This is a genomic window from Bacillus sp. FSL K6-2861, assembly GCF_038630725.1.
Classification (GTDB): domain Bacteria; phylum Bacillota; class Bacilli; order Bacillales; family Bacillaceae; genus Bacillus; species Bacillus velezensis.
Genome location: NZ_CP152037.1, coordinates 3,972,447 through 3,998,462 on the forward strand (window position 1 = coordinate 3,972,447; position 26,016 = coordinate 3,998,462).

Sequence of the window (26,016 nt, forward strand, 5' to 3'; positions counted from 1 at the left end):
CAATGGAAAATAACAAAAACAGCGAAGAAACGCTTTCCAGTAAGACGACCGGTAAAGGCGAGTCAGAAGACACGCTGACAAACCGGCAGGGCCATCCGGTCACTGACAACCAGAATGTCAGGACAGTCGGCAATAGAGGACCGACGACATTGGAGAATTATGATTTTTTGGAGAAAATCAGCCACTTTGACCGCGAACGGATTCCCGAGCGCGTCGTTCACGCGCGCGGCGCCGGCGCACACGGATACTTTGAGGCGTACGGAAGTTTTGGAGACGAGGAGATTTCTAAATACACAAGAGCGAAAGTGTTTCAAAAGAAAGGAACGAAAACTCCGGCGTTTGTGCGGTTTTCTACCGTCAACCACGGAAAGCATTCCCCGGAAACATTGCGTGATCCCCGGGGTTTTGCCGTTAAGCTTTATACCGAAGACGGCAACTGGGATCTGGTCGGCAACAACTTGAAAATCTTTTTTATTCGTGATCCGCTGAAGTTCCCGGATCTTGTGCACGCATTTCAGCCTGATCCCGTTACGAACATTCAGGACGGCGAGCGTATTTTCGACTTCATTTCCCAATCACCGGAAGCGACTCATATGATCACTTTCTTGTTTTCGCCGTGGGGCATCCCGGCCAACTACCGGCAGATGCAGGGCTCAGGCGTCCATGCCTACAAATGGGTCAATGAAGAAGGAAAAGCCGTGCTCGTCAAATATCACTTTGAACCGAAACAGGGCATCCGCAACCTGACACAGAAGGAAGCGGAAGAGATTCAGGGGAAAAACTTTAACCATGCGACACAGGATTTGTATGAAGCGATTGAAAAAGGCGATTACCCTGAATGGGAAGTGTATGCGCAAATCATGACTGATGACGAACACCCCGAGCTGGATTTTGATCCGCTTGATCCGACCAAGCTGTGGTATAAAGACGATTTCCCTTGGAAGCCGATCGGTAAATTGGTTCTGAACAAAAACCCGGAAAACTACCATGCCGAGGTGGAACAAGCGTCATTCGGAACGGGCGTGCTTGTGGACGGCCTTGATTTTTCGGATGACAAATTACTTCAGGGGCGGACATTCTCCTATTCAGATACCCAGCGGTACCGCGTCGGCGCAAACTACCTGCAGCTTCCGATCAACTCGCCGAAAAAGCATGTCGCCACCAACCAGGAAGGCGGGCAAATGCAGTATCGGGTCGATCGGGCAGAAGGACAAAACCCGCACGTCAACTATGAGCCGTCCATTATGGGAGGACTCAACGAAGCAAAGCAGGATGGGAAAGACCATACACCTCATGTCGAAGGCGATGTGAAGCGGGAAGCGATCGACCGGTCGAATAATTTCGGCCAGGCCGGAAAAACATACCGTCGATTTTCGGAATTTGAACGGAACGAATTGATCACAAACCTGGTCAATACGCTTTCTTCCTGCCGCAAAGACATTCAGGATCAAATGATTGAGAATTTCACAAAAGCAGATCCGGACTACGGAAAACGTGTGGCGGAAGGGCTGAAAAAAGCCTCCGAAAGCAACAGCGGCGGGCCGATCGGCACTACTGATACGGCACAAGCCGCAAAACAGGCTGAACAGGAAAGCCATCCGTCTGATCCGTATTAAATAAAAAAACAGGACAATCGCGTCCTGTTTTTTTTGAGCTAATTCAGCTCCTGTATATTCTGCTCCGCCGCGGCCGCAAATACTTTCGGCTCCGGACGGTCAAGATCTTCATGGAATAAACTTACTTTGTGAATCTGCCGGTTGTCGTACAGATGAAAGTAGTAGTTCCCGGTGTCACAGCACATGACCGACGTATACTGCGTATAATCAATTTCATTCTCCTCTGTGATCACCGCGCCTTTTGGAATATTCACATTGGACAGCACGTGAAAAGCGGCCGTAACGCCATCCGTTTCATGAGCGGCAGGCTCTAAATGCTCTTTCAGATAAGCGGCTCTGATGAATCGGGATGGCGGCGTGTAATCACCGGGAAGCCCGATCGTTCCAGATCCTTGGCCGAAAGCGGTTAATGTCATTCCGCCCAATGTTTTGCTTTCTGACTGCTGCGGCCTGATTCCGATATAATGGCGCAGATTGGTCACATGCCAAGGAAATTCCGGACTGTTGGTCATCACTCCGGGTTTGTTGTCATATACTTTCATTCCCTCCGGTGTCGGCTCGATGACAATACAGCCGCCCGTGCGGTCTGATAAAATCCAATGAAGGGGCAGCACCGTATCCAATAACATTAACTTCTTCTCTACAATCGTCAGCATTGAGAGCTTTTCCTTTATGTCTTCAAGAGATTCACAGTTTGATAAGGCCCAGGTAACAAACTCATGAGGAGCGATGTGACAGGTGCCCTCCCGTTCCGCTTTCTCGTATCCCGCAAAGCCCGGAAAATACAGCGTCGCACACGACAGCCCTTTTTCATTTACGCCGTCGGCAAACAGAACATTGCCGAGATTTCTCCCCATGCCGATAAATGCGTATTTCGTCTTATGCATCCTGCCGTCAGCTTCGCTTTTCCAGCTGTACTGACGAGGGTAAAGCACGACGTCCGTACCGAGCTGAAATGCAAAATCCATCGTTCGCGCCAATAGGTGATTACCGTCTGTCGTTTTCAATGTAAGACTTGTACACATATCATCAATCCCCTTTTCATTAATGAAATTTACACAAAGTAAACTATTCTTCCAGCTTAACGAATAATGGCTCCATTCGTCAAAAGATTGACACATTTCTCCTTAATACATATTAGTCCGTAAGCATATCCATGCCTTTTAAACCCTGGCAAATCGTTTTGGCGGCAGTGTTTGTTCCGTTTTTTCAAAAAAATTTTGAACGGCTGTCAACGAGGCTTTACATTGTTTTTCCTGCATGCTGGAATTTGTAAACGGCAGGTCAATCTGTTAAGCTATGTCTTTATGTTAAAGAAGAACATACGGAGGAGATTATCTATTGAAAGTAGAAAGGCGAACGATTGAACATATTCCGCATGACGAAAGACACGGAAAGGCTAAAGATTTATTCCCCGTCTGGTTCGGGGCTAATATGCATATTACGACGTTAGTCACAGGCACACTGCCCGTTACAATGGGACTCGATCTCTTTTGGAGTATCGCCGCCATTATTATCGGGACCTTTATCGGCGCAATCTTTATGGCGTCTCATTCCGCACAAGGACCTCAGCTCGGAATTCCGCAAATGATTCAAAGCCGCGCGCAATTCGGCGTGATCGGAGCGATTCTGCCCCTCTTTTTGGTCATGTTTATCTACCTGGGCTTCTTTGCGAGCAGTACGATTCTCGCAGCCGGTACACTGAGCAGCTTTGTACCGATTCCGGCTTCATGGTGTATTATCGGCTTAAGCGCCATCTGTTTTTTACTCACGATCTACGGTCATGATCTGATTCACAAAATGCAGAAAATCCTCTCTTGGACCTCCTTTGCCGTTTTTTTTGCTGCAACGATTCTTATTTTTCAACTGCCGATTCCTTCGGGAAGCTGGGTGCCCGGCTCATTAGACCTGCCTGTTTTCCTAGTGGCGGTCAGCGCGGTGGCCACATGGCAGCTGGCATATGCACCATATGTCGCAGATTATTCCCGTTATCTGCCGGTCAAAACACCGGCATCGCATACTTTTTGGTACAGCTACGCAGGTACGTCAGTCAGTTCCATCTGGATGATGCTTCTCGGCGCCATTTTGACGACGGCGCTCCCGGAATTTACCGCTAATGCGGGAAATGAGATTGTCCGATTGTTCGGTCCGTTTTCCTTTATTATGCTGATCATCGTCCTGTTCGGTCAAATGGCGATCAACGTCTTTAATTTATACGGAGCCTTTATGTCAACGACGACTACCTTAGAGCCGTTTTTAAAACTGAAGGTGACGCCGAAAACGAGAGTGGTAATGATCCTTTGTGTGACGGCAGCAGGTACTGTATTAAGTCTCTTGGGCCAAAGCAATTTCATGGAACTGTTTTTAAATTTCATCTTTTTCATCAGTTATTTCTTAATTCCATGGACGGCGATCAACCTCGTGGATTACTATTTTATCCGCCGCGGAAAATACCACGTCAAATCGATGTTTGACGTCAACGGACAATACGGCAGGGTCAATTGGATTACAGCGGCCGCCTTCGTTTTGTCGATTATATTAGAAATCCCATTCATCAATACATCCTTTTACATCGGGCCGCTCGCTGAAATATTCGGCGGAGGCGACATTGCCTGGGTCATCGGCCTGGCCGTTCCGTCGCTGCTGTATTATGTCCTGATGAAATCAAGGGTAAAACAACAAGAGGCGCCTTCTCTATGAAGACGCCTTTTCTTTATTCATATTCCTTCCATACACGCGGCAGCAGTTCAGAAAGTTCGTGTGCCAATAAGGTATGGGCGGAGCGCTCTTTCGTCCATAACTCCGCACATTCACCGTGAAGGCGGACGGCGTTCAATACGGCATGCTTCGGGTCTTGATGACAGCACAGCATGCCGAGAATCATTCCCGTCAGCGTGTCGCCGGTCCCGCCTTTTGCAAGCGCGCCGTTTCCTGTTGTATTCCTGCGGCATTCCCCGTCGGGAAAAGCGATAATGGTTTCGTTTCCTTTCAGGACAATCGTGGCATGAAGCCGCTCCGCCCATTCCGCGGCATATCCCGCTCTGTTCTGCTGAATCTCTTGAATCGGAAGGCCTGTCATTCTGGAAAATTCGCCGGGATGAGGCGTCAAGATCACGGGGGCTTTCCTCTTTGGATAGGTTCTTTTCGTTATGGCGCCCGCATCCAGTATGACGGGATAATCGGCAGAAAGCAGCTGATCAGCCGCCTGCTGCACTTCGTCTGTTTGAGGAAGGCCCGGCCCGATGGCAGCGGCCCGGATGGTTTCCCCGGGCTGGCCCGCCGCGGCTTTTTTCCAGCCGTCACGCCAGTACGTCGCTTCCGGCAGCACCGGGACGATAAGCGGGATGACGCCTGCCGATGTACCGATGACGAGCTTGCCGACACCGCTTCTCATCGCGCCCAATCCGGCCAGAAGGGCGGCTCCCGGCATGTCTTCGCTGCCGGCCAGCAATAACGCCGTCCCGAACGTCCCCTTATGGCTGTCTGCCTCCCGCTTCGGCAGCGTATCTTTCACATCCTGTTCCGTCCAATCCATTATATTCATCTCTGTACCTCCTCTTCTGTCTCCTATTTATATTCCAAACAAGAAGAGATTTTAAACCGCACAAAAAAAACAGCCGCTTGCTTGCGGCTGTTTATGTTCTGATCGGAACATCAAGTCGGTAAAGCTTCCGGTACCGTTCGTTTTCTGCAAGCAGCTCTTGATGGGTTCCTTCCATTTCTGCTTTTCCATTTTCTAAAAAGACGATTTTATCAGCTGTTTCCACACCCGCTAAATGGTGTGTAATCCAGAGAATCGTTTTCTCTTTAAAGACATCAAAAATCGTATCAAGCAATTCGCGTTCAGTGACCGCATCAAGGCCGACCGTCGGTTCATCAAGGATAATGACCGGCGTGTCTTGGAGAAGAATACGGGCAAGCGCGATCCGCTGCCGTTCCCCGCCTGAGAAACGAATCCCCGTCTCCTGCACGGACGTTTCATATCCGTCAGGCAGTGATTCAATATAATCATGCAGCTTCACTTGCCGAGCCGCACGCTTAACATCTTCATCACTCGCCTTGCCGTTTCCGAGCCGGATATTGTTCATAATGCTCGTGTTAAAGAGATGAGGTTTCTGATTCAAAACGGCCACCGCTGAGGAAATCTGCTCCTGCACGGCCGCAGTTTCCAGCCCATTCAGCATCACTTTGCCCGAATCGGGAACTAAGGCGCCTTCAATTAAAGCGAGAGAGGTCGACTTACCGGAGCCGCTCCTGCCGAGCAGCGCCATTTTTTCACCTTGGCGGAGAGTGAAGGAAAAACGGTCAAGCACATGACTGTGCTGATCATAAGAAAACGTCACGTTATCAAATGTAAGTGTCACATCAGATACATCCAGTTTCTCATCTGTCTGCTTCACCTCACGACTTCGCAGCTCCGGAGCCGCCTGACTCATTCTTTTGATGGAATCCTGATAAGAAGGCACTTCCGTCAGCGCATCCGAAAGGGGCAGAAACGCCTCTGTCAATGGAAATACGACAAGCACAAAGGCCGCGATCATCGTGTTGGCGATGCTGCCGTCCGCATACTGACCCGCCGTCCAGAACAGCATGATCAATATGAAGCCGCCGACAAGACATTGCGCGGCGAGATCACGCCATCTCGTAAACCGCTGACGTTTGCTTTCAAGGTCAAACCACGCCTTCTCTTTCTCTTCATAAGAGGAAATAAAGGCCGCCTGGCGTCCCGAGAACATCCAGTCGCTCACGCCGAGCACGGCATCTGTCAGCCGACTGTAGAGCGTATTCCGGCCGCTTTTCAGCCTCATGTTTTTCGCTCTCGTCACAAGAAGCGACACAACCGGAAACAATACAACCAATATAAACAGGTAAATCGCCGCAAAAGCGGCAAACGGCCAAGAAAAAAAGCCGAGTCCGATAACGGAGGCCGCATACAGCAGCAAAGCGGAAACCGCAGGGAAAATCGTTTTTAAAAACGCATCCTGCAAATGCTCAATATCCTCAGCTAAAATGCCGAGCATGTCGCCCGTCCGAAAACGGGATGAAAGCATGAGCGAGGCCGGCTCCAGCATATTGTAAAGCCGCACCCTCATGTCGGACACGATTTTCAAAATGATATGGTGCCCCGTCAGACGCTCGGCGTACCGTGAGACTGAACGGGCAATCCCGAAGGTCCGCACGGCCACAATCGGAACGTACACCAGCAGGATATTCTCAGGCCTAGTCGCCGACTTAGAGATCAAAAAACCGGAAGTGAACATGAGAAAGGCCGCCGAAAAAATCGTCACCGCGCCTAAAAAAATCACAAGAACAAACAAACGGGCATTTTGCTTCATATACGGCAGAATCCATTCTTCTTTTCTCATGTTCTTTCCCCCAGTTGCGCCTTTACAAGTTTGGCGTATACGCCTTGTTTCGCCATCAATTCGTCGTGGGTGCCGATTTCCGCCACCGCGCCGTCATCAAGCACGATAATTTCGTCCATCTCAAGCATCCAGTGAAGACGGTGAGTGGCCAGAAAAACAAGTTTGTTTTCAAACAGGTCTTTCATCGTTTCTTTTATTTCATATTCTGTTTCAATATCAAGGTGAGCGGTCGGCTCATCCAAAAGGAGAATCGGCCGGTTTCCTAAGAAGGCTCTGGCCAGCGCGACACGCTGAGCCTGCCCTCCGCTGAGCGCCCGTCCGCCCTCGCCGATCCGGCCGTCAAGACCGCCGGGCAGATCACGGATCAGTTCGGAAAGACCCGCCGATCTAGCGGCCTGCGCCGTTTCCTCACGAGAAGCATCAGGATGATAAAACCGGATATTATTCAAAAGCGTGTCATCAAAAATGTACGGGTGCTGCGGAATATAAAGCAGCTGCTTCTGCCAGCCGTCCGACTGCAGATGCGAGCGTGATTCACCGTTTACCTTGATCTCACCGGACGCAGGCTCTAAAAAGCCGCCCAGCACATCAATGAGTGTCGATTTTCCCGCACCGCTTTCCCCGATAATCCCGATTTTCTTCTTCCCTTTGAAGGACAGATGAAATTCAGACATCGATTCTCGGACGGACAAACGCATAAGCTGTAATTCATCCCCGTCAGTCCACGTATCAAGTTCGAGCGGCTTTTCTTCTTTAAAACCGGGCTGCGCCAAAATCGCTTGAATGGTTTTCCCCGCCTCCTGCCCGTTTAACGTCGCGTGGTAATCATTTCCCACTTCGCGGACCGGGAGAAAATATTCAGGCGCGAGAATGAGCGCGGTCAATGCCGGCCCGAGCAGAATTTGTCCGTCTATCAGCCGCAAGCCGAGAAACACCGCCACTGTCGCCACCGACAGCATCGTAAAGAAATCCAGGGCGAATGATGATAAAAACGCGACCCGGAGCGTGCTCATCGTCGCCTTGCGGTATCTCTCACTGACATGAAAGATGTTTTCACTGTGTGATTTGCTTAATCCTAAAAACCGCAATGTCTCCAGTCCGCGGAGCGAATCCACGAAATGATTGGAAAGCGTCTGATAGGACTTCCATTGGCGATCGGCTTTTTTCTGTGCGACAAGTCCGAGCAGAATCATAAATACAATCAAAATCGGAAGCGCAAGAATCAGAATCAATGCCGATGTTTTATCCTGAAAAAACACGTAAATGACAACGGCCGCCGGCACAATCGCCATGCTGACCATTTTCGGCAGAAACAGCTCTAAATAACGGCGGAACTGGCTGATGCCTTCCATCGCCAGCGTCACCATCCGGCCTGTCCCCTCTTTTTTCGCAAAGCGGGGGCCGAGACGGAACAATTGCTCAAGAAATCTTTTTCTTACGTCTGCGCCGGTTTGCGCGGCATATTGGTACACGATTTTCTGCCGGACCGCTGTCACCGCATGCCGGACCAAAAACGCAAGCAGGAAAAAGCCGATAACCGGATAAAGAGAAGCAATCCGCTTCCCGTTAAATAATCCGGTTACCGCCTGGCTCAGCCATTCCGCCTGCAAGATGATGGCAGCCGTTTGTATAATCGTTAATCCCGTAATGATCGCAAGAATCCGCTTCATTCCTTTATAAAGAAACAGGTCTTTTCCCATTAATAAGTCATAGGCTCCTTATGGCTGACGCGTTTCCGGAAGACATAATAGCTCCAGATCTGACTGCCGATGACAAACGGCAGCAGAGTCAGTGCGGCAATTGTCATGACCTTAAGTGAATAATCACCGGAAGACGCGTTAGCTACTGTTAAGTCATACGCGCTTTTCAGCGAGCTGACCATGACGCGCGGGAACAGAGAGATAAAAATCATCGCAACTGTCAAAGCAAGACCCGCGCCGGTCATACCGAATGCCCAGCCGTCTTTTTTCTTGCTCATGAACACAACAGCAAGAACGTTGCAGATGACAATCAGCACGAATACCGGAATCGTGATGTTTGCCCGGCGTGTAAACATGTCCGTATCGTATGCAGACATCGCAAAGAAAGCAAGTACAACAAGAAAGATAACACCGATTACGCGTTTTGCCATTTTTCTCGCACGCTCTTGTAAATCACCGATCGTGCGCAGGGTGATAAACATTAAACCGTGCAGGAATGAAAGAAGGGTGACGGCTGCTCCGCCAAGGACGGAATACACGTTCACAATATCTGAAAAACCCGCATGCATATTCATATGGCCGTCAATCGGCATGCCGCGGAACAAGCTTGTGAAGATAAGGCCGAATACAAACGGCGGGATAAGGCTGCCGAAGAAAATCACCCAGTCCCATGTTTTGACCCATTTTAAATGATTCACTTTTCCGCGGAATTCAAACGCCACGCCGCGTCCCATTAAAGCAAGAAGGATGATGATAAACGGAATATAATATCCGCTCAGCATCGTCGCATACCAGTTCGGGAATGCCGCGAAGATCGCTCCCGTACCTGTCAGCAGCCATACCTCATTCGCATCCCAGAACGGGCCGATGGTGTTAATCAGCACTCTGCGTTCTAATTCATTATGGCCAAGAAATCGGGTCGAAATGCCGACACCGAAATCAAAACCTTCTAAAAAGAAAAATCCGACAAACAAAACTGAAACGAGTATAAACCAAAGATCATGAAGTGACCCCATGGTAGACCTCCTGACTGAACGGATCCGTTGATACAGGAACATCCTTGTGATCATCATGGTCCGCACCTTTTTTAATTTCACGAACGAATAGGAAGACAAGCAGCGCGCCTAAAATCAGATACATGACGCCGAAGCCGATAATTGAAAACAGCAGAGATCCCGTCGTTACGTTAGGCGAAACGGATTGTGCGGTCGTCATTTGCCCCATGACCGTCCACGGCTGGCGGCCGATTTCAGTCATAATCCAACCGGCAGAGTTCGCAATGAACGGGAATGCGATCAGCGCGATCATGCCCCGTAAATACCACTTGCTCGTATGAAGCTTTTTGCGGCGGTTCAGAATAAAGCCGGCAATCGCGGCAAAAATCATAAGCGCGCCCGCTCCCGCCATAATGCGGAAACTCCAGAACGTCGTTTTGACAGGCGGGATATAGTCGCCTTTTCCGTACGTTTTTTCATATTCTTTTTGAAGTGTTTTCATCCCTTTCACACTGCCGCTGAACTTCTGGTAAGCCAAGTAGCTGAGTGCGTAAGGAATTGAAATTTCTGATGTGTTTTTTTCTTTATTCGTATCAATGTTCGCAAAAGCCGTCCACGCGGCAGGATCACCGCTGTCATCCCAAAGCGCTTCACTGGCAGCCATTTTCATCGGCTGCGATTCCATTAAATGCTCAGCCTGCATATGTCCGCTGAACGCAACGCCGATACCGGCGATCAGACCGACAATCATCGAAAGCTTGAAAGATTTATGGAAGAAAGGCACTTCTTTTTTCTTCAATAATTTAAATGCGCTGACACCGGCGATAAAGAAAGCACCCGTCGCAAGCGCCCCGAAAATGACGTGAGGGAATTCAACCCAAAGCTGAGGGTTTGTCAAAAGCGCCCCGAAATCATTCATTTCCGCTCGGCCGTTTTTAATCGTAAAGCCGACCGGCTCCTGCATGAATGAGTTTGCCGTCAAAATCCAGAAAGATGACATAATCGTTCCGAAAGATACAAGCCAAATGCAAAGCAAATGCACTTTTTTAGATAAACGGTCCCAGCCGAAAATCCATAATCCGATAAAAATAGACTCCATAAAAAACGCCAAAAGCGCTTCAATCGCAAGCGGAGCCCCAAATACGTCTCCGACAAAACGGGAATAATCAGACCAGTTCAATCCGAACTGGAATTCCTGAAGAATCCCTGTGACGACGCCGACAGCGAAGTTAATTAAAAAGAGATGCCCCCAAAATTTAGCCATTTTGAGATAGGTCTCTTGTTTTTTGACAACATAAAGCGTCTCCATCAAAGCAACCATAAACACAAGCCCGATAGACAAAGGCACAAACAAGAAGTGAAACAATGTTGTAGATGCAAATTGAATGCGGGCTAATACCAACTCACTCATGATGTTTTTCCTCCAATCTGGTAAATTGCTCAACATTTCACAAACATAGCGAAATCATTGCTCGGTATTTCACAAAAAATGATATATTTGCTCAATGTTTCACAAATTCGTCAAAACTATTGAAATATCAGCCTGTACACCCTGGGGGACAGCGGCTGTCATAGAAATGATTCAATATCATTACTTTACAACGATTCAGCCTAAAAAAAAAGATCAATATACCTAAAATAAGGCTGAAATTGTGACCGATTATTGTCGGATTTGTAGAGATTTTATGTCAGCACCTAGGATATTTGTCCCTTTGATATCGTACCTCTTTTTTATTCGTGTGGCGAACAAAATGCTTTTCTCGGTGAAAAAGCCCGCCAAATCGCCATTTTGAGAAAGAAAATGTGAAGAAAGCATGCCCCCTAGTAAATTCATAATATATGAACAATTTAAATTTTTTAGTATACTTTAAATGGGGATATTTTTTCACTACATAACGACTGGGGGAACAAGCATGGGAGAACTTCAACCAAAATTGCAAACGGATTCAATCCAAAAACAGGAACGGACTGATAACTGGTTTGCCAGAGCAATGAATATAAGAATCGGCATTATTCCTCTTCCTATCTATATCCTGCTTTTCTTGCTTATTACGGTGTTTGTCATGAGCCGTGATGTTAAAAGCGACATTCTGACATCAATTGCCGTCATGAGTTTTTTCGGATTTACCTTCGGCCAGATCGGAAAATCCATTCCGATTGTGCGTTCCATCGGCGGCCCTGCGATTCTCGCAACCTTTATTCCATCCGCTGTCGTCTACTACCACCTGCTTCCGAAAGACATTATTACTTCAACAACAGAATTCACAGAAAGCTCCAACTTTCTCTATTTATTTATTGCCGGTATCGTCGTCGGCAGTATTCTTGGGATGAAAAGAGAGACGCTCGTCAAAGCTTTCGTCAAGATTTTTATTCCGCTGATCGCCGGCTCGATCGCGGCCGCCATCGTCGGCTTATGCGTCGGGACGCTTCTCGGGCTCGGCTTTCAGCACACACTGCTTTATATTGTCGTTCCGATTATGGCGGGGGGTGTCGGTGAAGGCGCGATTCCTTTATCCATCGGCTACTCCGATATTATGCCGATGTCCCAGGGAGACGCCTTTGCGCTTGTGCTGCCGTCCATCATGCTCGGCAGCCTGTGCGCCATTATGTTATCGGGTTTGCTGAATGTCATCGGGAAACGCAAACCGGAATGGACGGGCAACGGGAAGGTTGATAAGTCTGATCATTCCGCTCCCGCATTGGAACAGCCGGCCAATGATAAAACGTTTGATTTGTCCTTTTTCGCTTCGGGCGGTATTTTAGCGGTTTCCCTCTATTTGGTCGGCATGCTGGCGCATGATTTCTTTCAGCTTCCGGCTCCTGTCGTGATGCTCGTCCTTGCCGTTCTCATTAAGCTGTTCAGGCTGGCGCCGGCTTCGATTGAAAACGGAGCCTTCGGCGTCTCGCGCTTTTTCTCGACAGCCGTGACCTATCCGCTCTTATTTGCGATCGGCGTTTCAATGACACCATGGGACAAGCTGATTGCGGCATTTACGATCAGCAACATCATTACCATTTTATCAATCGTCGTCACGATGATGGCCGTCGGTTTTCTGATCGGAAAATGGCTGAATCTGTACCCGATTGAGACGGCGATTATTAATGCCTGCCATTCCGGCCAGGGCGGCACCGGCGACGTCGCGATCTTGAGCGCCGCTGAACGGCTTGAGCTTATGCCGTTCGCCCAAGTGTCGACCAGAATCGGCGGAGCGATTACCGTGAGTGTCACCCTTCTGCTGCTTCATCAATTCTATTAAACTGAAAAAAAGCCTCCGCATATGCGGAGGCTCTGTTATTTCATCACATTTTGAATATAAGAGCCGAATGCCGCCCCGGACATGCCCGGCGATACACGGACGCGGTGAAGCCCGTAAAGCCCCTGATCTCTTGACGCCGCTCCCGGCTCCGTCGTAACCGCCATACGGTAGCCTGACGCGGCGGCGGCTTTTAATGTTTCCTTATTATATCGTCCGACAGGGTAGCTGATCATAGACGTCCGCTGCCCGAACATTTGATCAAATAAACGCTTAGAGTCCTTCATTTCACGTCGCTGCTGCTGCGGTGTGAGCCCGTTCAATTCGAGATGGTTCATCGTATGGCTCTGAATGGAAATGCCGTGGGCGGCCATCTCCTTCATCTGCTTCTCAGTCAGATGATTCTTATGCCCGATATAGTTTCCGATCATAAAGATTGTCGCTTTCATCTTGTATTTCTTTAAAATGGGATAGGCCGCTTTCACATTGTCGGTATAGCCGTCATCAAATGTGATCAGAACACATTTTTCACGCGGCTCCTTATCCTCCGTCAGCATCAGATAGGCCTCTTCAGGAGTCATCGTATAATAGCCGTGATCATGAAGCCACTTCATATGCTGCCGGAATTCTTCCTTCGGCACACGCAGGCTGTTTCCCTCAGAAATGCTGTGGTACATCAGAATCGGCAGTCTTGCCGTTCCTTTCGTTTGAACCCAGGCGGACGTATCCGGCTCTTTTTTGATTTGGCGCTTTACAGACTTTTTATCGTGGTGCGCTTCTGCCTTCGGAATGCTTTGTTCGGCGCTTGCCTCATGGCCCGAGCAGGCGGCAAGCGTAAACACGGCAGCCAAAAGGCACATGCACATGATCATGCGTTTCATCGTTTTCCTGCTTTCTGTCTTCTATTTACTTTTTATATCGGTTATGCGTCATAAATTGTTACATCAAAAAAGCCGGACATCCAGCTGTCCGGCTTTGCGTTATGAGCGGATTCTGATTTCTGTTTCACTGTCAAAAAAGTGAGCTTTATTCATGTCGAAAGCGACGGTCAATTCCTCACCGGCACGTATGTCATGGCGGGCGTCAATCCGGGCGATAAAATCCTGATCCCCGATCCGGGAATAAACCATAATTTCTGACCCGAGCAATTCCGCGACATTGATTTTAGCTGTGATGGATGACTTCTTATAGGATTCTACCACAATCAGCTCATCATGTATGTCTTCCGGGCGGATGCCGAAGATAACATCTTTGCCGGCATACCCTTTTTCCCGGAGCATTTTCATTTTCCCTTCCGGCACGCTGAGAGCGGCTGAACCGATCTGAATGGCGCCGTCCGTCAGCTTTCCTTTGAAAAAGTTCATCGCTGGGGAGCCGATAAACCCGCCGACAAATACGTTTTCGGGATGTTCATACACGTCTTTCGGTGTGCCGATCTGCTGAATTTTTCCGTCCTTCATGACTACGATGCGTGTCGCCATCGTCAGTGCTTCTGTTTGGTCGTGCGTCACATAGATTGTGGTTGTTTGCAGCCTTTGGTGGAGCTTAATAATTTCTGCCCGCATCTGCACCCGAAGCTTTGCGTCCAGATTTGACAGCGGCTCATCCATTAAGAACACTTTGGCGTCCCTGACAATCGCCCGGCCTAATGCAACCCGCTGCCGCTGCCCGCCGGAGAGCGCCTTCGGTTTGCGGTGCAGATACTCTGTGAGCCCAAGCATTTTCGCCGCTTCTTCGACCCGTTTTTTTATCTCAGGTTTCGGCATCTTCCTCAGCTTCAGACCGAAAGCGATATTATCATAGACCGTCATGTGCGGATATAACGCATAGTTTTGAAACACCATGGCGATATCCCTGTCTTTAGGAGCGATATCATTCACTCTCGTGTCACCGATATAGAAATCGCCCTTCGTAATGTCTTCCAGCCCGGCAACCATCCGCAATGTTGTCGACTTGCCGCACCCCGACGGACCGACAAACACGATAAACTCTTTATCTTGAATATGAAGGTTAAAATCATCGACAGCCGCTTCTTTTTGATCGTAATACTTATAAATATGCTCCAGCCGAAGTTCCGCCATGTCATCTCCCCCTTTTTGTAAACGCTTTCTTTAATAGGATTGTAACAGCGTCAGACGGCGGCGGATATAGGCAATGTTCATAAAAAAAGTCCGCTGCCTTCGTGCACATTTCCCATTTAATGTGATTTTTCATACTGCAGACAAATGAAATAAGCCAGCAGGGCGCCCCGATATGTCTTAATATCAATACCCGAGCGTTCCGCAAATTTATCAATCCGATATTGAAGACTGTTACGGTGCAAATGCAGTCTTTTCGATGTGAGCGACATGTTCGAGTTATGTTCAATAAAAGTCTGAATCGTATGCTTCAGCTCCGGTTCTTTCTGAAACAGCAGCACCGCTTCTTCGTGAAGCAAGGCTGAGAGCTTTTCTCTGCTTTCTTCCATGAGCATAGCCGGAAATACCGTTTCCGCGGTCAGCGTGCTCAGCTGCGGGAGATGACGCCGGCCAATCTGACAATATTGCTGTTCTCTCCGATAATGAAGGCGCAGACGTTCTCCCGCGCCGTAATACCTTCCGATGAAAAAACGGACACTGAAATAAAAATCGCCTTCGAGAATCTTCACAAAAGATGCGATGTCATCCGAATCTGGCGCTTCCAGCTTTTCTTCCTCCACAATCACGCCCTGATCCCTTCCCGTCCGGACAACTGTATATGAAACCGGCCAGAAATGGCGCAGCGCTTCGGTAAATGCCCCCCAGTCCCGTTCTCCCAATAAGTCATAATGGATAAAACGGACACGCGGCTCCTTGACATCAGGCACCGGGCCTTCTTCCAGCAGAAAACGCCGCCACCTCTTTGCTGCCGCCGTCTCCGGAAAAAAATCGCCTTTTTCTTCAGCGGGCGTCAAAAGTGATTCCAGAAGCAGTTTCTCCTTCGGGGTGATATCCTCCTTCGGAATGGCGACATAGACCCGCCTTTTCTCATCATAAAAGCAAAAGACATCCTCCGCCGTACAGCACGTATCAGACAACACAGCCCTCGGGTAAATTGCCAATAACGGGTTCATATGCGCTCCTCTCTATCGCTCTATCATATTTTCAGTATAAAACGTCCGGCCGATTGTATCCACTTCGTTTTAAGAAACAGCTTTCAGGCTATTTCCCGGGAAACGGATCATAACCGCTTCTGCCGGCATAAGAAAAAAACCCTCCGCGCCGGCAGAGGGTTCCTTTTTATTTAGAGATATCGACGAAGCCTTCACCAAAGACGTCACGCACATCATGAACAATGACAAACGCTTTTGTATCACAGCTTTTAATAATTTTTTTGAGCATGGAAAGCTCTTGTTTCTGGATGACGATATATAAAATTTCCTTCGACTGCCCCGTGTAATTTCCTTTACCCGACAGCAGCGTAACCCCTCTGTCCATAAGCGTGTTGACCTGTTCGGCGATTTCGTGCTTATGCTCAGATATAATCGTCACCGCTTTTTTCGTATTCAGGCCTTCAATGATAAAGTCCATCACCTTCGTTCCGATGTACAGCATGACAATGGTAAACATCATTTTTTCTGCACCGATGATGAAATAAGAACTGAAGACGACAATCAGATCAAAGAACAAAAGCGCATAGCTGATATTCCAATCGAGATATTTGTTCGCAATCCTCGCCAAAATGGCAGAACCCGCAGTCGTGCCTCCGACTCGAATAATGATCCCGATTCCGACACCGGCAAACACACCCGCAAAAATAGTATTAATAATGAGTTCATGTGAAGGCGAGTGCCAATCATGCGTCAGATGCAGAAACAGTGAGTTGGCGACAACGGTAATGATCGTATAAAGCGTTGTTTTTCCGTCTAAAAATTTATATCCGATAATCAATAAGATCCCGTTCAAAATGATATTCGTCACCCCGGGCGACCATTCAAACACATAGTACAAGATCAGGGTGATTCCCGTTACCCCGCCCTCTCCAAGATCATTCGGAATGGCGAATAAATTAACGGCCAAAGCAAAGATAAAAGCCCCAATAATCAGCATCAGCACATCCAGCAATCTCTTTTTCATCCCAGACACTCCCTTTATATAAAATCAAAAAAGCCCGGGAGAGCACTCTTCATTAAAAGAGCAGAAACTCCCGGGCTTTTATCCCAACGTGTCACAGCAGGAACCTGCTGTGTGTTTTCTCTCGGTCCAGACCAATTCAGCATTGCGGAACCCTAGAAAACCACTGTTTTTTATGTTCAGTTTTTGTATATCTTTCAAGATTATACGGGAAATCACGAACATGTTCAACCACTCTTTTTTCAATAAACGTATAAAAAATATGAGCGATCTGCCGATACTAAAAAAGGCACTAAAATACATGACTAAAAAATCATTAAAATACTTTTTTTCTCAAAATATTATTGACTGTAGGTTATTTTACAGGCATTATAGTATGTAGTTTTCAAGAAATAGTTTACATAGGAGGAAATATTATGGCAGGCAACCTGGTGTCTTGTAAGGCATGCGGCAAAGAAATCGCTAAAGGCGTTAAAAAATGCCCAAACTGCGGTAAAGATCAGAGAAACTTTTTTATGAGACATAAAATTATCACATTGCTTCTGGCAGTAGTGGTTATTATCATTCTCGTAAACATCGGCGGCGGAGGCGGATCTTCATCATCTAAAACCGCGTCTTCAAAAGCTGCGGAATCCAAGGAAAAACTGTATAACATCGGTGACACTGTTAAGACTGAGAAAACTGAAGTTACTGTTACGAAAGTGGAAAAAAGAGATTCAGTAGGCTCTCAATTTGTCGAGAAAAAAGCGTCTGACGGCGGCGTTATCGTAGCTGTTCAATACACAGTTAAAAATGTTTCAAACAAGCCGTTAAGCTCTTTCTCCATTCCAAGAGCGAAATTAGTAGATTCTAAAGGAACATCCTATGATTCAGATATTGATGCTTCTTCAAGCTATGCAACAGAAACAAAAGTAGACAACAGTAAAATTTTAAGTGACTTGAACCCGAACATTAAAGTTACGGACGTAAAAGCTTTTGAAGTTGATAAAAACGCATACTCTAAAGGCACTTGGAAATTAAAGTTCAGCAACGATGTTGAAGTGAAAATTAAATAATGACCGTAATAAAAGAGACCTTCACCATTTGAAGGTCTCTTTCTTTTTATACCTTTTGGTACCCGTTCACATTGGAGGACTGCCACTTCCAAGAGTCGGCGCACATGTCTTCAAGCCCGCGCTTTGCTTCCCAGCCTAATTCAGCCTTCGCTTTTGCCGGGTCTGCGAAGCATGCGGCGATGTCTCCCGGGCGCCGGTCGGCAAAACGGTACGGCACTTCTTTTCCTGATACTTTTTCAAACGCCTTGACCATCTCAAGAACGCTGTAGCCTTTTCCCGTGCCGAGATTATAGGCATCCGCGCCTGTTGTGTTCAGCACCTTCTCAAGCGCTCTGACGTGGCCCTCGGCAAGGTCAACGACATGGATGTAATCCCGCACGCCGGTGCCGTCCTTTGTCGGATAATCATTGCCGAACACCTGCAATTGCTCAAGCTTGCCGACAGCGACTTGTGCGACGTACGGCATTAAATTATTCGGGATGCCGTTCGGGTCTTCTCCGATCCGCCCGCTCGGGTGCGCGCCGAACGGATTAAAGTAGCGGAGCAGCGCAATGCTCCATTCAGAGTCCGCTTTATGCAGATCGCGTAAAATCTGTTCCAGCATCAGCTTTGTCTGCCCGTAAGGATTGGTCGCGCTTAATGGAAAATCCTCAGTGATCGGCGTTGTTTCCGGAACGCCGTAAACCGTCGCTGAAGAACTGAAGACGATTTTTTTCACACCGTGTGCCTGCATGGCTTCACATAAAATAAACGTTCCCGTCAGATTATTATGATAATAACGGAGCGGAACAGCCACAGACTCACCGACGGCTTTTAATCCCGCAAAATGAATGACGGCTTCAATCTCATTTTCAGCAAACACCCGGTGAACGGCATCACGGTCAAGGAGATCCGCCTCATAAAACACAAGCCCTTTTCCGGTAATGTCTTTCACACGCTCCAATGCTTCCGGTGAACTATTTGACAGATTATCCAGAACCACGATGTCATAGCCGCCGTTTAACAGCTCGACACATGTGTGGCTTCCGATATAACCCGCTCCGCCTGTCACTAAAATCGCCATGAAGAAAGCCTCCTCTATTGAATGAATTGACCATATTATATCGGTTTTTTCTTCCTCAATCATCCATTTCCAAAAAGTTTAATCGTTTAGTCATCGTTTCTTCATAATTTATTTTCATTCGTGTAAAACACAGAGCCCTCGATTCAAACGGGTTGTGAAATAGAAATCCCTCCCCCGCGCATGGTAAGATAAGACAAAGGAGATGACGGTATGAAAAATGAAATCATTGAACGCTTTACCTCTTATGTAAAAGTCGATACACAGTCTGACGAAAACAATGAAAACTGCCCTTCAACCCCCGGCCAGCTGACATTGGCCAACATGCTGGCAGATGAATTAAAGTCGATCGGCATGACAGAAATCACAGTCGATGACAATGGGTACGTCATGGCGACTCTGCCGGCGAATACGGATAAAGACGTGCCGACTGTCGGTTTTCTGGCTCACGTGGACACCGCGACCGATTTTACCGGAAAAAATGTGAATCCTCAGATTATTGAGAGCTACGACGGACATGATATCGTTTTAAATGACAAACTCAATGTCGTCCTGTCGCCTGAGCAATTCCCGGAGCTCTCCCGCTATAAAGGCCAGACGCTGATCACAACAGACGGCACGACGCTGCTCGGAGCCGACAACAAAGCGGGAATTGCCGAAATCATGACGGCAATGGCGTACTTGATCAAACATCCGGACATCAAACACGGAACGATCCGGGTCGCGTTCACGCCCGATGAAGAAATCGGCAGAGGCCCTCACAAATTCGATGTCGGCCGCTTCAACGCCGCATTCGCCTACACGATAGACGGAGGCCCACTCGGCGAACTGCAATATGAAAGCTTTAACGCAGCAGCCGCAAAGCTTACTTGTTACGGAAAAAGCGTCCACCCGGGAACGGCGAAAAACAAAATGGTCAACGCTTCAAAAATCGCGATGGAATTTCATCACGCGCTGCCGAAAGAAGAAGCGCCGGAATATACGGAAGGGTATGAAGGCTTCTATCATTTACTTTCCATGAACGGAGACGTTTCTGAAGCCGCCCTGTCGTACATCATCAGAGACTTTGACAGAGACCGCTTTGCAGAACGAAAAGAATATATGCAGAAAACCGCCGATGCGCTGGCGGCCAAATACGGCAAGGAAAGCATCAAGCTTGAACTGCGTGATCAATATTACAACATGAGAGAAAAAATCGAACCGGTCAAAGAGATAGTCGATGTCGCCTATCAAGCCATGAAAAACCTCGACATCGAACCGATTATCGAACCGATCCGGGGCGGAACCGACGGATCACAGCTCTCTTACATGGGGCTGCCGACACCGAACATTTTTACGGGCGGCCAAAACTTCCACGGAAAATATGAATACATTTCCGTCGATCATATGGAAAAGGCGGTAAACGTCATTGTTGAAATCGCCAGGCTCTTTGAAGAGCGCGCTTAAAACCAAAGCCCCCTGCTTTGGTTTTTTTCTTTCACATGAAACCTTTCCTTCTTTCTTTCCGTATATAAGGTATGAAATGGAAAGAAGGAGTGAAGACTATGGCAAGAGGGACTGTAGCGAAAGAATTGAAAAAAACCTTAAAAGACCCGCGTATTCTGGAGACGAAATCAAACCCTTTTAAAAAACTGCGGAAAATGTTCAAACGATTTTTTTAAGATAACATCTCGTTTTCTTTAAAAAAATAAAGAAAGCGCTGTCATCCTGCAGTCATCTGTTAGAAGCAGTTATTTTGCATATTATAAGATTTTTTAGGGTACTGAATAACACAAGGCAAACGAAAACACTGAAGTAGTTAATTTGATGCTTACAAAAAATAGTAAAAAAGTTATATAAACGATCATCATTCATCAGCCGATACAATCTATAGAACCACAACAAGAGCAAAACTTCTTCAACCCATAGTCATTTTTACGGAAAATGACGTTATTTTTTAAAAAAGTGACAATTGTTTGAATACTTTTCGTTTGTTTTTTCGTACAATAATAATACCAAAACTTTTTTTGGGAGGTATGTAAAATGATGCTACTTATTTTTGCTGCTTTGACAGGGTATCTTGTTTTCTCTTTCAGTAAGGACAACCGCCGGAAAACGCCAAAGACAAGCCCGCTGGTGACAGCTGCCGACACGAATAACATCATTGATTTAAATGCGATCCGTCAAAAACGCCGGATGCCGCTATCATAAAAACGACAGCTGCCGCAAAATCGGCAGCCTTTTTTTATGCACCCGGCCGATATGAAACCAACCGCCTCCTTTTTTCGTACAACATAAAAAAGGAGTTTTTTTATGTACCATTTTTACATCAAAGAGCGAATGTTTACGTTTAAGAATCGTTTTCAAGTGTTTCTTGAAAGCGGAAAAGAAGTCTACAATGTTGAAGGAAAGCTGTTTTCATTCGGTGATGAACTGAAGCTGACTGATTTGGACGGCCGCACGCACGCCAGCGTCAATCAGAAACTGATGTCGTTCGTTCCCCGTTACGAGATTTCCGTCAGCGGCAAACCCGTCTGCCAAGTCATCAAGAAAGTCACGCTTTTCAAACCGAAATTTGAAATTTCCGGACTCGGCTGGGATCTTACCGGCGATGTGTGGGGCCGGAATTTTCAAGTGACAGACGGAAAATCAAACCGGATGACTGTCACCAAATCATGGATGAGCTGGGGCGATTCCTATCATTTGCAGATTGAAAAGGAAGAGGATATCGTTCTTTGTCTCGCGATCGCCATTGTGATAGATATGATTCTATTTGAGGGTGACAAATAAAAATATTTATCGAAATATATTGACAATATGAGAAAACATACTAAGATTAATAGTAATACAGTTTATTCTGAAAAATAGCATATTTCCTTATCAAGAGAGGTGGAGGGACTGGCCCTATGATACCCGGCAACCGCTGTTCAGCAGAATGGTGCTAAATCCTGAAGATAAGGTTGAGATTTGCGGACGCAAGCTCTTCCCTATCCGAGGGAAGAGTTTTTTTATATTTCATCAGGAAAGAAGGAATCGTTCATGTCACAGCAAAACACAGAACAACCATTGCATACGCTTCTAAGAAAAAACCCGCCGTTTCGCGCGGATCAAGTCGGAAGCCTGCTGCGGCCGGCGGCTGTGAAGCAAGCCCGCCTGCAAAGAGCGGCGGGTGAGATTTCGGCAGAACAGCTGCGCGAAATCGAAAACAAAGAAATCATCCGCAGTGTGAAAAAGCAGAAAGAAACCGGCCTCAATGTCGTGACTGACGGCGAATTCCGCCGTGCCTGGTGGCATTTTGATTTTCTCGAAAATTTAGACGGCGTCGAAGCGTTTACGCCTGAAAGCGGCATTCAGTTTCACAACGTACAGACGAAAGCGCGCGGCATTAAAGTAACGGGAGACATTGATTTTTCTCAGCATCCGATGCTCGAAGATTATAAATTCCTGCACAGCATTGCCGGCGATGCTGTTCCGAAAATGACCATCCCAAGTCCGAATATGCTGTTTTTCCGCGGAAAATTGGAAAAAGCGTCCTACCAGAATGATTACAAACAATTTCAGCACGATGTGTCAAAAGCGTATAAAAAAGCGATTCAAGCTTTCTATGACGCCGGGTGCCGCTACCTTCAGCTCGATGACACCGCATGGGCCGTTTTCTTATCAGAAGCGGGGCTTCGTCAGATTGAAGCTTTCGGCACGACGCCGGATGAGCTGCGCAAGCTGTTTGCCGCTTCCATTAATGACGCCATCAAGGACCGCCCTGACGATCTGAAGGTTACGATGCATATCTGCCGCGGCAACTTCCAATCCACATGGACGGCTGAAGGCGGCTATGATGCAGCGGCTGAAACGATTTTTGACGGGCTTGACCTTGACGGATTGTTCCTGGAATATGATGATTCCCGCTCCGGCGGCTTCAAACCGCTCCGTTATGTCAAACGCTCTGATCTTCAGCTTGTGCTTGGCTTGATTACGTCGAAACACGGCGAACTTGAAGACAAGGACGCGATTAAACGCCGGATTGAAGAAGCTTCACAATATGTCAGCCTGGATCAGCTTTGCCTCAGCCCGCAATGCGGATTCGCCTCCACTGAGGAAGGAAACCTGATCACAGAAGAACAGCAATGGGCGAAACTGCGCCATGTCGTCAACATTGCCGGTGAAGTCTGGAAATAAAAAAAAGACACGCGATTAGCGTGTCTTTTCCGTTTTACAGCGGACCGGTTCCGATTAAAATATCGATATCTATCGTGACAGCAGCCTCTTTCCGGCTGATAAACCTCCGGATGCTGTCATCAGTACATTTCCATGTTAAGGGCGTCATTTTCACAAGCCGCTCGAGGTCAGGCTGCGCTAAAGTCTTTGTGTAACACAGCCGTTTGCGCTCAAAGGTTTGAAAGCCCGCTTGGAATCGTCCGGCCGCAGAATCGGCGGTGTCATTCCGCCGAGGGCTGTCTCCGAAGAAGAATTCCCTTACTTCCTTCAAATAATCACGCCGCGGCACCGCTTTAATGACTGTGCCGCCCTTTCGTAAAAGCCTGTTGCATTCCTTGTAATTCCAAGGTGATAAAACAGACATCACGACATCAAAACAGCTGTCGGCAAACGGCGCATCCGCCACATCAGCGACGGCAAACACCCTATGATTCCCGAAGGCCTTTGCGGCATGCAGCACACCTTCTTTCGAGAGATCAATGCCGATTCCCGTCACAGAAAAAGCAGGCTGAAGCCATTTGCATACGGCGGCTAAATGAGACCCTTCTCCGCACCCCGCATCCAATATCGCCGCTGATGTTTGCGGAGATTGAATATGGGTGATGATGGCGGCAATCTCCTTTTGAACCGGCGCAAAAAATTCCCGGCTGTCAAAAAGCTCGCGTCTCGCTTCGAACAGTTGCCTGTCATAGCGGGTTTTGACCGATTTATTGAGGAAATTCACATATCCTTGTTTTGATATATCAAATGTATGCCCCTGTCCGCAAATCAAGCTTCGGTATTGTGAGACCGCCATGGCCGACCGGCATAGCGGACACCTGAACACGGACTGGCATGATTGCAGTAATTCCGCGCGTTTTCTTTTTATAGACGTCAAAAAAACACCTCATTCATTCGTTATTCCGATGAAATGAAAAAGGCATAGACAAATAAACCTTGCCAAATTGGAAGGTTTAACCTATTTATCTATACCTCTCATTATCTGTAACGAATGAACTGGATGATCACGAAAATGACCCCTTTTCTGCCGTCTTTTGAAGGCTGTGCCCTCAGATCCATTTTATCAGCTGCATCCCGTCTTTACAATGAATCGGAACGGTTTTCAGGGGTTTTTTATACCTTTATTATCCAATTACTTATGCATATCCTTTATTTTCTTTATTTATAATATAAATTTATTATTTTGAAAATATCTAAAAAGGTTGATTTTCAAAAATTGAAACGATAAAATACTGCTATCTCATGTAATATCGTTATTCTTGTATATGATCAGTAATATGGTCTGATTGTTTCTACCTAGTGCCGTAAAAGACTAGACTACAAGAAAGTTTGCATAAATTTGAACGAGTGAAAAGCATATGATGCTGTCAGTCTATTCTTTTCTTTTGGCTCTTATTTATCACACTTTCTGGCTTTCAGGAATTTGTGACGAATAAGAGCTTTTTTTATTTCCATAATACCCTTATAGGAGTTGCTCACATGTACTTTTTATTGAACATTGTCGGTCTCATTGTTGTCATGGCTGTTGTTTTCTTATGCTCTCCCAACAAGAAGAAGATTAAATGGCGTCCGATTGTCATGCTCCTCGTCTTTGAGTTTCTGATTACTTGGTTTATGTTAGGGACAAAAGTCGGCGGCTTTGTCATCGGGAAGATCGGCGCGTTCTTTACATGGCTGATTTCCTGCGCCAGTCAAGGGATTGCGTTCGCTTTTCCGTCTGTCATGGCCAATTCGACGGTTGATTTTTTCTTCAGCGCATTGCTGCCGATTATCTTCGTCGTGACCTTCTTTGATATGCTGTCGTATTTCGGTATTCTGCCGTGGCTCATTGATAAAATCGGCTGGCTGATTTCTAAAATATCCCGTCTGCCGAAGCTGGAGAGCTTTTTCTCCATCCAGATGATGTTTTTAGGAAATACGGAAGCTTTAGCCGTCATCCGCCAGCAGCTTGCCGCCGTCAGCAACAATCGGCTTTTGACATTCGGGCTGATGAGCATGAGCAGCATCAGCGGCTCGATCATCGGATCATACTTGACGATGGTTCCGTCCACTTATGTGTTTACAGCCATCCCGCTGAATTGCTTAAACGCGCTTTTAATCGCCAATATGCTGAATCCCGTGGACGTTTCTAAAGAGGATGATATTATTTACGTTCCTTCAAAAGCGGAGAAAAAAGACTTCTTCTCCACGATTTCTAACAGTATGCTTGTCGGCATGAACATGGTCATTGTCATTTTAGCGATGGTAATCGGCTATGTGGCGTTAACGGCCGCGTTAAACGGCGTACTCGGGCTGTTCATGCACGGGTTGACCATTCAAAAGATTTTCTCATACATCTTCAGTCCGTTTGCCTTCCTTCTCGGGTTAGGTGTACATGACGCGATGTATGTCGCACAGCTGATGGGCATCAAGCTCGCGACGAATGAATTTGTGGCAATGGCCGATCTGAAAGGGCAGCTGAATTCACTTCCGCCGCACACGATTGCCGTGGCTACGACATTCCTGACATCATTCGCAAACTTCAGCACCATCGGTATGATCTACGGATCTTATCAATCTCTGCTTGATGGTGAAAAATCAGCCATCATCGGAAAAAACGTCTGGAAGCTGCTTGTCAGCGGAATTGCCGTTTCCTTATTGAGCGCGGCGATTGTCGGATTGTTTGTCTGGTAATAGAAAAAGCGA

General features: G+C 47.2%; 21 protein-coding genes and 3 riboswitches. Of the genes, 9 read left to right on the top strand and 12 right to left on the bottom strand.

What is annotated here, in order from left to right:
- Positions 1 to 2: 2 nt before the first annotated feature.
- Positions 3 to 1,616 carry a catalase KatX gene (katX, locus tag NYE62_RS19780; RefSeq protein WP_144664739.1) on the top strand — a complete coding sequence of 538 codons (1,614 nt, stop codon included), beginning with the start codon at positions 3 to 5 and terminating at the stop codon, positions 1,614 to 1,616.
- 38 nt (positions 1,617 to 1,654) lie between these two features.
- Here the strand turns inward: katX and NYE62_RS19785 are convergent, their stop codons facing one another.
- Complete coding sequence (locus NYE62_RS19785; RefSeq protein ID WP_003150840.1) at positions 1,655 to 2,641, bottom strand: choloylglycine hydrolase family protein; 987 nt, start codon at positions 2,639 to 2,641, stop codon at positions 1,655 to 1,657.
- A 316-nt stretch (positions 2,642 to 2,957) separates the two neighbouring features.
- Between NYE62_RS19785 and NYE62_RS19790 the strand changes: the two genes are divergently transcribed.
- The gene (locus tag NYE62_RS19790; protein ID WP_015240847.1) at positions 2,958 to 4,316 is read left to right on the top strand and encodes a cytosine permease; all 1,359 of its coding nucleotides are present in this window, start codon (positions 2,958 to 2,960) and stop codon (positions 4,314 to 4,316) included.
- 13 nt (positions 4,317 to 4,329) lie between these two features.
- Here NYE62_RS19790 and NYE62_RS19795 read toward each other — a convergent pair whose 3' ends face one another.
- From NYE62_RS19795 to NYE62_RS19815, 5 genes are all read right to left on the bottom strand, one after another.
- Complete coding sequence (locus NYE62_RS19795) at positions 4,330 to 5,160, bottom strand: NAD(P)H-hydrate dehydratase (protein WP_052827997.1); 831 nt, start codon at positions 5,158 to 5,160, stop codon at positions 4,330 to 4,332.
- Between the two features lie 91 nt (positions 5,161 to 5,251).
- Entirely contained in the window at positions 5,252 to 6,982 is a 1,731-nt protein-coding gene (gene cydC, locus NYE62_RS19800) for a thiol reductant ABC exporter subunit CydC (protein WP_059367535.1), read from the bottom strand.
- Positions 6,979 to 8,682: a thiol reductant ABC exporter subunit CydD gene (gene cydD / locus NYE62_RS19805; RefSeq protein ID WP_342497141.1), complete on the bottom strand. Its 1,704-nt coding sequence runs from the start codon at positions 8,680 to 8,682 to the stop codon at positions 6,979 to 6,981. The genes cydC and cydD overlap by 4 nt, the downstream gene beginning before the upstream one ends.
- On the bottom strand, positions 8,682 to 9,698 hold the full coding sequence (gene cydB, locus NYE62_RS19810) for a cytochrome d ubiquinol oxidase subunit II (protein ID WP_032869368.1): 1,017 nt from the start codon (positions 9,696 to 9,698) through the stop codon (positions 8,682 to 8,684). Before cydB ends, cydD begins: the two co-directional genes overlap by 1 nt.
- Positions 9,682 to 11,088 (bottom strand): cytochrome ubiquinol oxidase subunit I, encoded by a 1,407-nt coding sequence (locus NYE62_RS19815; protein WP_007407763.1) that lies wholly within the window; start codon positions 11,086 to 11,088, stop codon positions 9,682 to 9,684. Before NYE62_RS19815 ends, cydB begins: the two co-directional genes overlap by 17 nt.
- 502 nt (positions 11,089 to 11,590) lie before the next feature.
- On the opposite strand from NYE62_RS19815, the gene NYE62_RS19820 reads away from it, so the two are divergent.
- Entirely contained in the window at positions 11,591 to 12,934 is a 1,344-nt protein-coding gene (locus NYE62_RS19820) for a 2-hydroxycarboxylate transporter family protein (protein ID WP_061890893.1), read from the top strand.
- Between the two features lie 35 nt (positions 12,935 to 12,969).
- Here the strand turns inward: NYE62_RS19820 and NYE62_RS19825 are convergent, their stop codons facing one another.
- The 4 genes from NYE62_RS19825 to NYE62_RS19840 all read right to left on the bottom strand — a co-directional run bounded on the left by NYE62_RS19825 (position 12,970) and on the right by NYE62_RS19840 (position 17,025).
- Complete coding sequence (locus tag NYE62_RS19825; RefSeq protein ID WP_012118785.1) at positions 12,970 to 13,812, bottom strand: polysaccharide deacetylase family protein; 843 nt, start codon at positions 13,810 to 13,812, stop codon at positions 12,970 to 12,972.
- Positions 13,813 to 13,911: 99 nt separating this feature from the next.
- Entirely contained in the window at positions 13,912 to 15,012 is a 1,101-nt protein-coding gene (gene ugpC / locus NYE62_RS19830) for a sn-glycerol-3-phosphate ABC transporter ATP-binding protein UgpC (protein ID WP_095352556.1), read from the bottom strand.
- A gap of 116 nt (positions 15,013 to 15,128) precedes the next feature.
- Positions 15,129 to 16,022 (bottom strand): helix-turn-helix domain-containing protein, encoded by an 894-nt coding sequence (locus tag NYE62_RS19835; protein ID WP_053104107.1) that lies wholly within the window; start codon positions 16,020 to 16,022, stop codon positions 15,129 to 15,131.
- 166 nt (positions 16,023 to 16,188) lie between these two features.
- Positions 16,189 to 17,025, bottom strand: a complete 837-nt coding sequence (locus NYE62_RS19840; protein ID WP_003150818.1) for a YitT family protein — start codon at positions 17,023 to 17,025, stop codon at positions 16,189 to 16,191.
- A gap of 65 nt (positions 17,026 to 17,090) precedes the next feature.
- Positions 17,091 to 17,192, bottom strand: a riboswitch (guanidine-I (ykkC/yxkD leader).
- Between the two features lie 345 nt (positions 17,193 to 17,537).
- On the opposite strand from NYE62_RS19840, the gene NYE62_RS19845 reads away from it, so the two are divergent.
- A complete protein-coding gene (locus NYE62_RS19845; protein ID WP_119834765.1) occupies positions 17,538 to 18,077 on the top strand; it encodes a DUF4352 domain-containing protein in 540 nt (179 codons plus the stop codon).
- 46 nt (positions 18,078 to 18,123) lie between these two features.
- Here NYE62_RS19845 and galE read toward each other — a convergent pair whose 3' ends face one another.
- The gene (gene galE / locus NYE62_RS19850) at positions 18,124 to 19,140 is read right to left on the bottom strand and encodes a UDP-glucose 4-epimerase GalE (RefSeq protein ID WP_144464770.1); all 1,017 of its coding nucleotides are present in this window, start codon (positions 19,138 to 19,140) and stop codon (positions 18,124 to 18,126) included.
- A 210-nt stretch (positions 19,141 to 19,350) separates the two neighbouring features.
- Between galE and pepT the strand changes: the two genes are divergently transcribed.
- The 4 genes from pepT to NYE62_RS19870 all read left to right on the top strand — a co-directional run bounded on the left by pepT (position 19,351) and on the right by NYE62_RS19870 (position 23,292).
- Complete coding sequence (gene pepT, locus NYE62_RS19855) at positions 19,351 to 20,583, top strand: peptidase T (protein WP_014419238.1); 1,233 nt, start codon at positions 19,351 to 19,353, stop codon at positions 20,581 to 20,583.
- A gap of 576 nt (positions 20,584 to 21,159) precedes the next feature.
- Entirely contained in the window at positions 21,160 to 21,327 is a 168-nt protein-coding gene (locus NYE62_RS19860) for a hypothetical protein (protein ID WP_003150808.1), read from the top strand.
- Between the two features lie 102 nt (positions 21,328 to 21,429).
- Complete coding sequence (locus NYE62_RS19865) at positions 21,430 to 21,906, top strand: LURP-one-related family protein (RefSeq protein ID WP_095352531.1); 477 nt, start codon at positions 21,430 to 21,432, stop codon at positions 21,904 to 21,906.
- A gap of 84 nt (positions 21,907 to 21,990) precedes the next feature.
- Positions 21,991 to 22,077, top strand: a riboswitch (SAM riboswitch).
- A 78-nt stretch (positions 22,078 to 22,155) separates the two neighbouring features.
- Positions 22,156 to 23,292: a 5-methyltetrahydropteroyltriglutamate--homocysteine S-methyltransferase gene (locus NYE62_RS19870; protein ID WP_095352530.1), complete on the top strand. Its 1,137-nt coding sequence runs from the start codon at positions 22,156 to 22,158 to the stop codon at positions 23,290 to 23,292.
- Between the two features lie 34 nt (positions 23,293 to 23,326).
- On the opposite strand, the gene NYE62_RS19875 is transcribed toward NYE62_RS19870, so the two are convergent.
- A complete protein-coding gene (locus NYE62_RS19875) occupies positions 23,327 to 24,208 on the bottom strand; it encodes a methyltransferase domain-containing protein (RefSeq protein ID WP_095352529.1) in 882 nt (293 codons plus the stop codon).
- A gap of 362 nt (positions 24,209 to 24,570) precedes the next feature.
- Positions 24,571 to 24,671: riboswitch (purine riboswitch) on the top strand.
- Between the two features lie 139 nt (positions 24,672 to 24,810).
- On the opposite strand from NYE62_RS19875, the gene NYE62_RS19880 reads away from it, so the two are divergent.
- Positions 24,811 to 26,004 carry a NupC/NupG family nucleoside CNT transporter gene (locus NYE62_RS19880; protein WP_136803218.1) on the top strand — a complete coding sequence of 398 codons (1,194 nt, stop codon included), beginning with the start codon at positions 24,811 to 24,813 and terminating at the stop codon, positions 26,002 to 26,004.
- The last annotated feature ends 12 nt before the right edge of the window (positions 26,005 to 26,016 follow it).

Bases quoted from the DNA above. Each gene is read 5' to 3' on its own strand.
- NYE62_RS19820 (WP_061890893.1), top strand. From the start codon at position 11,591: ATGGGAGAACTTCAACCAAAATTGCAAACGGATTCAATCCAAAAACAG.
- NYE62_RS19825 (WP_012118785.1), bottom strand. From the start codon at position 13,812: ATGAAACGCATGATCATGTGCATGTGCCTTTTGGCTGCCGTGTTTACG.
- ugpC (WP_095352556.1), bottom strand. From the start codon at position 15,012: ATGGCGGAACTTCGGCTGGAGCATATTTATAAGTATTACGATCAAAAA.
- NYE62_RS19840 (WP_003150818.1), bottom strand. From the start codon at position 17,025: ATGAAAAAGAGATTGCTGGATGTGCTGATGCTGATTATTGGGGCTTTT.
- cydB (WP_032869368.1), bottom strand. From the start codon at position 9,698: ATGGGGTCACTTCATGATCTTTGGTTTATACTCGTTTCAGTTTTGTTT.
- NYE62_RS19785 (WP_003150840.1), bottom strand. From the start codon at position 2,641: ATGTGTACAAGTCTTACATTGAAAACGACAGACGGTAATCACCTATTG.
- NYE62_RS19880 (WP_136803218.1), top strand. From the start codon at position 24,811: ATGTACTTTTTATTGAACATTGTCGGTCTCATTGTTGTCATGGCTGTT.
- NYE62_RS19860 (WP_003150808.1), top strand. From the start codon at position 21,160: ATGATGCTACTTATTTTTGCTGCTTTGACAGGGTATCTTGTTTTCTCT.
- NYE62_RS19795 (WP_052827997.1), bottom strand. From the start codon at position 5,160: ATGAATATAATGGATTGGACGGAACAGGATGTGAAAGATACGCTGCCG.
- NYE62_RS19870 (WP_095352530.1), top strand. From the start codon at position 22,156: ATGTCACAGCAAAACACAGAACAACCATTGCATACGCTTCTAAGAAAA.
- cydC (WP_059367535.1), bottom strand. From the start codon at position 6,982: ATGAGAAAAGAAGAATGGATTCTGCCGTATATGAAGCAAAATGCCCGT.
- NYE62_RS19865 (WP_095352531.1), top strand. From the start codon at position 21,430: ATGTACCATTTTTACATCAAAGAGCGAATGTTTACGTTTAAGAATCGT.
- cydD (WP_342497141.1), bottom strand. From the start codon at position 8,682: ATGGGAAAAGACCTGTTTCTTTATAAAGGAATGAAGCGGATTCTTGCG.
- NYE62_RS19815 (WP_007407763.1), bottom strand. From the start codon at position 11,088: ATGAGTGAGTTGGTATTAGCCCGCATTCAATTTGCATCTACAACATTG.
- galE (WP_144464770.1), bottom strand. From the start codon at position 19,140: ATGGCGATTTTAGTGACAGGCGGAGCGGGTTATATCGGAAGCCACACA.
- NYE62_RS19845 (WP_119834765.1), top strand. From the start codon at position 17,538: ATGAGACATAAAATTATCACATTGCTTCTGGCAGTAGTGGTTATTATC.
- NYE62_RS19835 (WP_053104107.1), bottom strand. From the start codon at position 16,022: ATGAACCCGTTATTGGCAATTTACCCGAGGGCTGTGTTGTCTGATACG.
- pepT (WP_014419238.1), top strand. From the start codon at position 19,351: ATGAAAAATGAAATCATTGAACGCTTTACCTCTTATGTAAAAGTCGAT.
- katX (WP_144664739.1), top strand. From the start codon at position 3: ATGGAAAATAACAAAAACAGCGAAGAAACGCTTTCCAGTAAGACGACC.